Origin of the sequence: Nonomuraea endophytica (genome assembly GCF_014203235.1) — a bacterium.
GTDB lineage: Bacteria > Actinomycetota > Actinomycetes > Streptosporangiales > Streptosporangiaceae > Nonomuraea > Nonomuraea endophytica.
The window spans coordinates 24,403-31,969 of the sequence record NZ_JACHIN010000033.1 but is presented as its reverse complement, the minus strand read 5'-3'; the positions used below and the strand labels follow the sequence as shown (position 1 = coordinate 31,969).

The following is a 7,567-nucleotide window of genomic DNA, read 5'->3' as shown; positions in this document are numbered from 1 at the left end:
ACTGCACTCGGGAGGGTGTGGGAGAGTAGGTCACCGCCGCACAATATTTCATGGAGAAGGGGTCCGACCGACTGGTCGGACCCCTTTTTCGCGTTCCCCCAGACTCCGCTTCCATCACCGCCCCGAGCTAAGCTCCTCGCCCGTCCCACCCACGCTTGTCGCGCCGGTGCGGCGAGGACCCGTGTGGGCGTGAACGGCGCAACGCGCACGGCGGCCCATACGGCGGCTCAGGCGGGGTGCTCCGCCTTCCGGCGCACACACCCACGCTTGACCGCGCACACCACGCTTGTCTGGCGCCGGTGCGGCGAGAACCCCCGCAGACGTGACCGGCGCAACGCGCACGGCAGCCGTCCACACCGCTTGTCGCGGCGGTGCGGCGAGGATCCGGGCGGCGTGAGCGGCGCAATGCGTACGGTGGCTCCCCAGGCTGTCCTCGCGTGCCCCGGATGACATCTCCCTCTGGCACGCGCTCTAGGAGTGTGCCTCCCGTCGCTTGTTCCGGAGGCCGGTGTGGCTTTGAACCCGAGGGCGTGGTGTGAACCCGCGTGGGTGTGAACGCAAGGCGCGCAACGGTGGGACAGCGGACGGCGGGAACCCGCGTGAGTGCGGACGCGCGACGGGCAGCGATGGGACAGCGGACGGGTAACGCGCGGCCGTGGGGTCGTGGAGGGGCGTGGCGCGGCAGCGGGGGGACGTGTGACGGTGGGGTGTTAGGTGGGGGTTAGATGTGGAGGTGGCCGGAGGTGATGGTGATGGCGTGGCCGGCTAGGTCTACTCGGGGGCCGCGGAGGGTGACGTGGATGCGGCCGCCTCTCTTCGATAGTTGGGCGGCTGTCATGGTGGTGCGGGACAGTCTTGGGGCCCAGTAGGGGGCCAGGGCGCAGTGGGCGGAGCCGGTTACCGGGTCCTCGGGGACGCCGCCCTTCGGGGCGAAGAAGCGGGATACGAAGTCCGTGGAAACGCCGCGGGCCGTGACGATTACCGCACGTGCCTCCAGGTGTGACAAGGCGGTGATGTCCGGGGATAGGGTGCGGACTTGTTCTTCGGATTCCAGCTCCACCAGCAGGTCGTCTTTTGCGGTGCTGACCTGCACCGGGACGACGCCGAGCGCTTTTGCCAGGCCGTCCGGAGGAGTGGTGGGCGTCACTTCCTTGGCGGGAAAGTCCATTGTGATCATGCCATCTGTGGTGCGATTCACAGACAGGATTCCGCTGGCGGTCTCGAATTGGAGTTGGCCGCTCGCGGCGCCGGTCGAAAACAGGACGTGGGCCGTGGCGAGGGTGGCGTGCCCGCAGAGGGAGACCTCGACAGCGGGGGTGAACCAGCGCAGTGAATTGTCCAGCAGGAATGCCGTCTCCGACAGGCCGATCTCGGCCGCTACCGCCTGCATCCAGGCCGCGGGCGCGGAGGACTCCAAGAGGCAGACCGCGGCTGGATTACCCCTGAACGCCACATCGGTGAAGGCGTCCACGGTGTAGACACGCATGGTTTGGATGCTATAGGCCGCTTGTAATCCAGCTGCAACCAGGGTGCTAGCCGTACAAAATGGAATAAGTGCTGGGCGTGTCGCATGGCGAACGAGGAATCGTCGGTTACCGTCCAATGTGTGGGGACGTGCCGATTACGGTGAGTTCCTGAGGAAAGGACATACCGATGGGGGCAGTGCGCAAGGTGGTGAGCTACCTTGGCCTGGGCGGCGTCGATCCTTACGACGAGGCCTACGAAGAAGAGCAGTACGAAGACGAGTACATGCCGGCGTCCGAGAGGGCGGCGAAGCGGTGGAGGTCCACCTCCGAGTCGTCACGCATTGTGATGGTGCAGCCGTTGAAGTACAACGACGCGCCGATGATCGGTCAGCACTTCCGCGAGGGGCAGACGGTCATCATGGACGTCACCGGCATGCCGATGCCCGAGGCGACCCGGATGGTCGACTTCGCCGCGGGACTTGCCTATGGGTGTGAAGGGCGGATCGAGCGCATCGCCGACCGTGTCTTCCTGCTCGCGCCGGCGCACGTGGAGATCGAGACCACCTAGGCGGCGCGAGGGCCGCGGCGGATCAACCGGTTGACATCGGTTGAGTCCTCCGCTGCCTGTTTGGCGCGGGCTTCGGCCTCGCGGGCGTAGGCGTGGAGAGCCCACACCGCGCCGTCGGCGAGTTCGCGAAGCTCGCTGAGTTGAGCGGTGACGTAACGACTATCCGCTTCGTTGGCCTGGTGGCGTTTGCGAAGTAGCCAGCCACCCAGGCCGAGCATGGCCACGCCCAGCACTGCGAACAGGCCATGAACCACGAAGGCGACCACGGCGCCCACGCCGAGGGCGAGCAGCGCGTAGGCCGCGATCGGCGGTCGGCGCGGGATGACGCCCGTCGCCACGATCTCCCGTTCGGCCAGTTCGAACGATTCCTGGTCCGGCCCTTCCGGGTGGAGCACGATGCGGTGCCCCAGGAGCGACACGGTGACGGTCTCGGGCGGCACCAGCTGGGTGTCGGATTCCAACTCGTCGGCGAACGAGCGCAGGATCGGCGCGGCCACGTGCAGGGCGATCGCCGCGAGGTGCGGATCGGCGCCGGGGCGCAGGTCGTCCAGTAGATGCGCGGTCAGCGATCCCATGGGCCCTTCGGGGCCGCCGAGGCCGATCAGTGTGCGCAGCACCGCGATCGGCTCGTCCTCCGCCCAGGTGGTGGCGGGGCTGCCGGCGCTGTTCGTGAGCGGGGTGGAGGCTTCCTGGTCGGCCTGTTTGGCCGAGGTGATCTCGGCGCAGCGGGCGCGTAGCCGGGCGAGGCGGGCGGCGGCCTGCGCGGGGCGGGCAAGCTCCGGGATCTCCGCCATTTCCGGAAAGTCCACGAGCGACTCGGGCACGACCACCGACGGCTCGCCGGGCGCGAGCGCCTGCACCCAGGCGCGCGGGTCTGCTTCTTCCTGTACGGCCAGCGCGTCCAGCTTCCGGAGCACGAAGATCTTGCCGGCCGGGCCGTACGCGCCACGGGCGGCGGCCAGCCACAACCCACGCTGCCCATGCGTGACGGGCCGCTCGGTGGACAGCTCGCCGAAGGCGGTGCCGAGCCAGGAGGCGTGGATGCGGCCGCCATGACCGGCGACGGCGAGTGCGAGGCAGAGGAACAGTGCGGTCTTCTGCTGGTCGCGGCCGGCGGCTCTGGTGAGGGGTTCGATCGGATCGTCGCCGGACAGGATGGTGACCAGCGCTTCCACGGCGGGCGGCAGCCAGTAGCCGGGCACGTCGTGGAGTTCGTGTGTCTGAGGCGGCGCGGAGCCGTTGGCGGCCAGGTGCGCCAGCAGGGCCTCAGCGTAGCGGTGAAGCTCAGTCGCAGCTGGGGGGCTTGCGGTCAGATCCGTGCTCAAGGCGGAAACTCCCCCAAATATCGGCCTCACATTCATGACCGCGTAAAGCCTAGCCGGGGGGCGCGCCAACCAGATGGAGGCGCGCCCACCGTGGGGCGCGGTAGCTCGTCCGAAGAGAGCCAGAAACACTTGCAAGCCTGGACGAAGCAGACGCGCACGTTAGCACGACATGTCTTACATACGGTCGGGTACCGGGACGCCCAGGAGGTCGAGTCCGGTTTCGATGACGCGCAGGGTCAGCGCGCACAGGGCCAGCCTGGACGCGCGGGTCTCGGCGTCGACGCCTTCCTTGAGAACGGGGCACTGCTCGTAGAAGGTGCTGAACAGGCTCGCGGTCTCGAAGAGGTACGCGCACAGGCGATGGGGCTCGATCAGGATGCCCACCTGCTCGACGACGCTGCCGAACGACAGCAGGTGAAGGCCGAGCGCGCGCTCGGCCTCCTCGCCCAGCGTGATCGGGCCGGTCACCGCGGCGGCCTCGACTTCGCCCTTGCGGAAGATCGACCGGATCCGGGCGGTGGCATATTGCATGTAGGGGCCGGTGTTGCCGGTGAAGCCCAGCATGCGGTCGAAGTCGAAGACGTACTCGCTGTCGTGGCTGACCGACAGGTCGGAGTACTTCACCGCGCCCATGCCGACGGCGTGGGCGATCTCGGCCTTGGTGACCTCGTCGTAGCCGCGGTCGTCGATGGCGGCGGTCGCCCGGTCCACCGCTTCGTGCAGCAGGTCCATCAGCTTGACCGACGAGCCGGAACGGGTCTTGAACCGCTTGCCGTCCTTGCCGAGCATCATCCCGATCTGGATGTGTTCGGCGGAGACGGTGTCGGGCAGCCAGCCGGCCTGCTCGGCGGCGGCGAACACCATCCGGAAGTGGAGTGCCTGGTCGGCGCCGACGACGTAAAGGATCCGGTCGGCCTTGAGGTCGTCGACCCGGTAGCGGATGGCGGCCATGTCGGTGGAGGCGTAGCCGTAGCCGCCGTCGCTCTTCCTGATGATGAGCGGCAGCGGCTTGTCGTCGGAACCGACGAAGCCGGGCGGGAACAGGCAGAGGGCGCCCTCGCTGACGACCGCGACGCCCATCGCCTGAAGGTCGTCACAGGTCTTTTCGAGCATGGGGTTGTACATGCTCTCGCCGGCGATGTCGGCGTCGGTGAGCGTGACGCCGAGCATGTCGTAGAGCTTGTTGAAGTAGCGGATGGTCGCGTCCATGAAGACGTGCCAGAGCCGCATGGTCTCGGGGTCGCCGGACTGCAGCGTGGTCACCCGGATCCGCGAGCGGGTCTTGAACGTCTCGTCGCTCTCGAACTTGGCGCGGGCGGCCTGGTAATACTCGGTGCTCGCGCCGGCTTCGAGCTGCGCGACGGCGGCGTCCTCGCCGATGTCGAGCAGATGCTCGATGAGCATGCCGAACGGCGTGCCCCAGTCGCCCAGGTGGTTTTGCCGGATGACGGTGTGGCCGAGATGCTCCAGCGTGCGGGCCATGGCGTCGCCCACGATGGTGGTGCGCAGGTGGCCGACGTGCATCTCCTTGGCCGCGTTGGGCGCGGAGTAGTCGATCACGATGCGCTGCGGCGGCGTGCTCTGGCCGACGCCCGCGCGCGGGTCGGCGAGCATGCGCCCGGCCTCATCGGCGATCCACGAGGTGTCGAGCGTGATGTTGAGGAACCCGGGGCCGGACACCTCCACCGTGCCGGGGAAGTCCGACATCTGCGCGCTGATGGCCTCGGCGACCTCCCGCGGCGCCCGTCGCAGTCGCTTGCCCAGGCTCATCGCGACGTTCGCCTGGAAGTCGGCGAACTGGGAGGGCCTGATCAGCGGGTCTGCGTCGGCGTACTCGGCGCCGAACGCGTTGGCCAGCGCCTGCTGGACGCGCTCGGTGAGCACTAGCTGCGGGTCGGTCATGTCTTAAGGGTACCGGTGACCTTGACCGCGATACTGATGGCGACGGCGGCCACCACGGACACTCCGAGCGCGAGCAGGTCGTTGCTCACGTCGGAGGGCGCGAGCGCGAAGAACCACCTGGTCAGCGGCAGGGCGAAGGACACGGCGAACAGCACGGCCATGGCCGCGATCAGCGCGATCTTCCACCACAGCAGCGGCCGCGCGACCAGGACCAGCACCCACCAGGTCGTGAGGAAGAGCGTGATCACCGCGGTGGTGCGGTCCTGGATGAGCGTGGACGTCCCGGAGTGCGCCGCCCAGAACGAGAAGAACACCGCCGCCGCGCAGATCACCCCAGCCGGTACGGCGAAGCGCAGCACCCGGGGCACGAACCCGGGCCGCGACCGTTCGTTGCTCGGCGCCAGCGCCAGGAAGAACGCCGGAATGCCGATCGTCAGCGCGTTGACCAGCGTCGAGTGCCTCGGCTCGAACGGGAACATCAGCCCGAGGACCCCCACCAGCAGCGACAGCACGATGGCGTAGAAGGTCTTGGTGAGGAACAGGTTCGAGACCCGCTCGATGTTGGCCAGCACCCGCCGCCCCTCGGCGACGACGTGCGGCAGCGTCGCGAACCGGTTGTCCAGGAGCACCACCTGAGCCACCGCCTTGGTGGCCGGGCTGCCCGCGCCCATGGCGATGCCGAGGTCGGCGTCCTTGAGCGCGAGCACGTCGTTGACGCCGTCGCCGGTCATCGCGACCGTGTGCCCGCGCGACTGCAGCGCCCCGACGAACTGCCGCTTCTGCACCGGTGTGACCCGCCCGAAGACGGTGTTCTTCTCCAGGATGTCGGCGAGCTTTTCCGGATCGTTCTCGGGGAGCGTGCGGGCGTCCACGGCGCGCTCGCCGCCGGGGATGTCGAGCCCGACGGCGATGGCCGAGACGGCCTCGGGGTTGTCGCCGGAGATGACCTTGACGGTGACGTTCTGCCGGGCGAAGTAGGCCAGCGTCTCCTTGGCGTCGGGCCGGATGCGCTGCTTGAGCGTGATGAGCGCGACGGGCTCCGCGGTGCCCTCGCCGTCCAGCGACGAGGTACGGCACAGCGCCAGAACCCTTGCCCCGGTCGCGGCCAGTTCGGCGGCCCCCTCGAAGCCCTCGCTGCCCGGTTCGAGAAGGATGTCGGGTGCCCCGAGCACCCACGGGCCGTGCTCGGCGAAGTCGGCGCCGCTCCACTTCCTGGCCGAGGAGAACGGCACCGACTCGGTGGCCGCCCACCCCGACGGCATCGACGGGAAACGTTCCTTGATGGCCTGCGCGGTCGGGTTGGGCCGGGGGTCGACGTTGGCCAGGGCGGCGAGGGCGTCGTCGACCGGTTCGCCGCCGCGCAGCGGGAGCACCTCGTCGAGGTCCATGCCGCCGGCGGTGAGGGTGCCGGTCTTGTCGACGCAGAGCACGTCCACGCGGGCCAGGCCCTCGATGGCGGGCAGCTCCTGGACCAGGGTGTTGCGCTGGCCGAGCCGTACCACACCGACGGCGAAGGCGATCGAGGTCATCAGCACCAGGCCCTCGGGGATCATGGTGACGATGCCGGCGACCGCGCCGGTGATGGCGGTGCCGAAGTCGGCCTCGTTGCGTACCTGGCTCCAGATCAGCAGCGCGCCGATGGGGATGACCAGGTAGGTGATGTACCTGATGAACTTGGTGATGCCGTCGCGCAGCTCGGAGTGGGCCAGGCCGAACTTGCTGGCCTCCTCGGTGAGCTTGGCGGCGTAGGCCTCGGCGCCGACCTTGGTGGCGACGAACGCGCCGCTGCCCGCGACCGCGAAGCTGCCGGACAGCACCTCGTCGCCCGGCTGCTTGTGTACGGCGTCCGCCTCGCCGGTGAGCAGCGACTCGTCGATCTCCATCCCGTCGGAGGCCACGACCTCGCCGTCGACCAGCAGCCGGTCGCCGGGGCCGATCAGGATGAGGTCGCCCTGGACGACCGCGCGCGGCTCGATCTCCTGGTCCCTGCCGTCGCGGCGGACGCGTACCGGCGCCTCGTTGACCACGGCCAGCTTGTCGAGGGTGGCCTTGGCGCGCAGCTCCTGGACGATGCCGATGAGCGCGTTGAAGACGATGACCAGGCCGAACAGGCCGTTCTGCCACTCCCCGAAGATCATGATCAGCGCCCAGAGGATCGCGATCACCAGGTTGAACAGCGTGAACACGTTGGCCCTGACGATGGCCCACAGCGAGCGGCTGGAGCGCCGCGGTGCGTCGTTACGTGGCGCGACGGCCACCTGAGCGGAAGTCAGCCCGTCCACACAACCCCCCGATGTTGTGGATCA

5 protein-coding genes are annotated in these 7,567 nt (G+C 68.7%); 1 reads left to right on the top strand and 4 read right to left on the bottom strand.

The features are described from left to right. Positions 1-721 precede the first annotated feature (721 nt). Positions 722-1,486 carry a PhzF family protein gene (locus HNR40_RS52945; protein ID WP_184976458.1) on the bottom strand — a complete coding sequence of 255 codons (765 nt, stop codon included), beginning with the start codon at positions 1,484-1,486 and terminating at the stop codon, positions 722-724. Positions 1,487-1,653: 167 nt separating this feature from the next. Here HNR40_RS52945 and HNR40_RS52940 point away from each other — a divergent pair, with 167 nt between their 5' ends. Further along, the gene (locus HNR40_RS52940) at positions 1,654-2,034 is read left to right on the top strand and encodes a cell division protein SepF (protein WP_184976456.1); all 381 of its coding nucleotides are present in this window, start codon (positions 1,654-1,656) and stop codon (positions 2,032-2,034) included. Here the strand turns inward: HNR40_RS52940 and HNR40_RS52935 are convergent. From HNR40_RS52935 to HNR40_RS52925, 3 genes are all read right to left on the bottom strand, one after another. Beyond that, positions 2,031-3,359: a hypothetical protein gene (locus HNR40_RS52935; RefSeq protein ID WP_246510907.1), complete on the bottom strand. Its 1,329-nt coding sequence runs from the start codon at positions 3,357-3,359 to the stop codon at positions 2,031-2,033. The genes HNR40_RS52940 and HNR40_RS52935 overlap by 4 nt on opposite strands. A 174-nt stretch (positions 3,360-3,533) precedes the next feature. Next, positions 3,534-5,261: an arginine--tRNA ligase gene (argS, locus tag HNR40_RS52930; protein WP_184976454.1), complete on the bottom strand. Its 1,728-nt coding sequence runs from the start codon at positions 5,259-5,261 to the stop codon at positions 3,534-3,536. Beyond that, on the bottom strand, positions 5,258-7,543 hold the full coding sequence (locus tag HNR40_RS52925; protein ID WP_184976452.1) for an HAD-IC family P-type ATPase: 2,286 nt from the start codon (positions 7,541-7,543) through the stop codon (positions 5,258-5,260). Before HNR40_RS52925 ends, argS begins: the two co-directional genes overlap by 4 nt. Between the last annotated feature and the right edge of the window lie 24 nt (positions 7,544-7,567).

Excerpts from the sequence above, each read along its gene's own strand:
- HNR40_RS52940 (WP_184976456.1), top strand. The coding sequence starts at position 1,654 with ATGGGGGCAGTGCGCAAGGTGGTGAGCTACCTTGGCCTGGGCGGCGTC.
- HNR40_RS52945 (WP_184976458.1), bottom strand. The coding sequence starts at position 1,486 with ATGCGTGTCTACACCGTGGACGCCTTCACCGATGTGGCGTTCAGGGGT.
- argS (WP_184976454.1), bottom strand. The coding sequence starts at position 5,261 with ATGACCGACCCGCAGCTAGTGCTCACCGAGCGCGTCCAGCAGGCGCTG.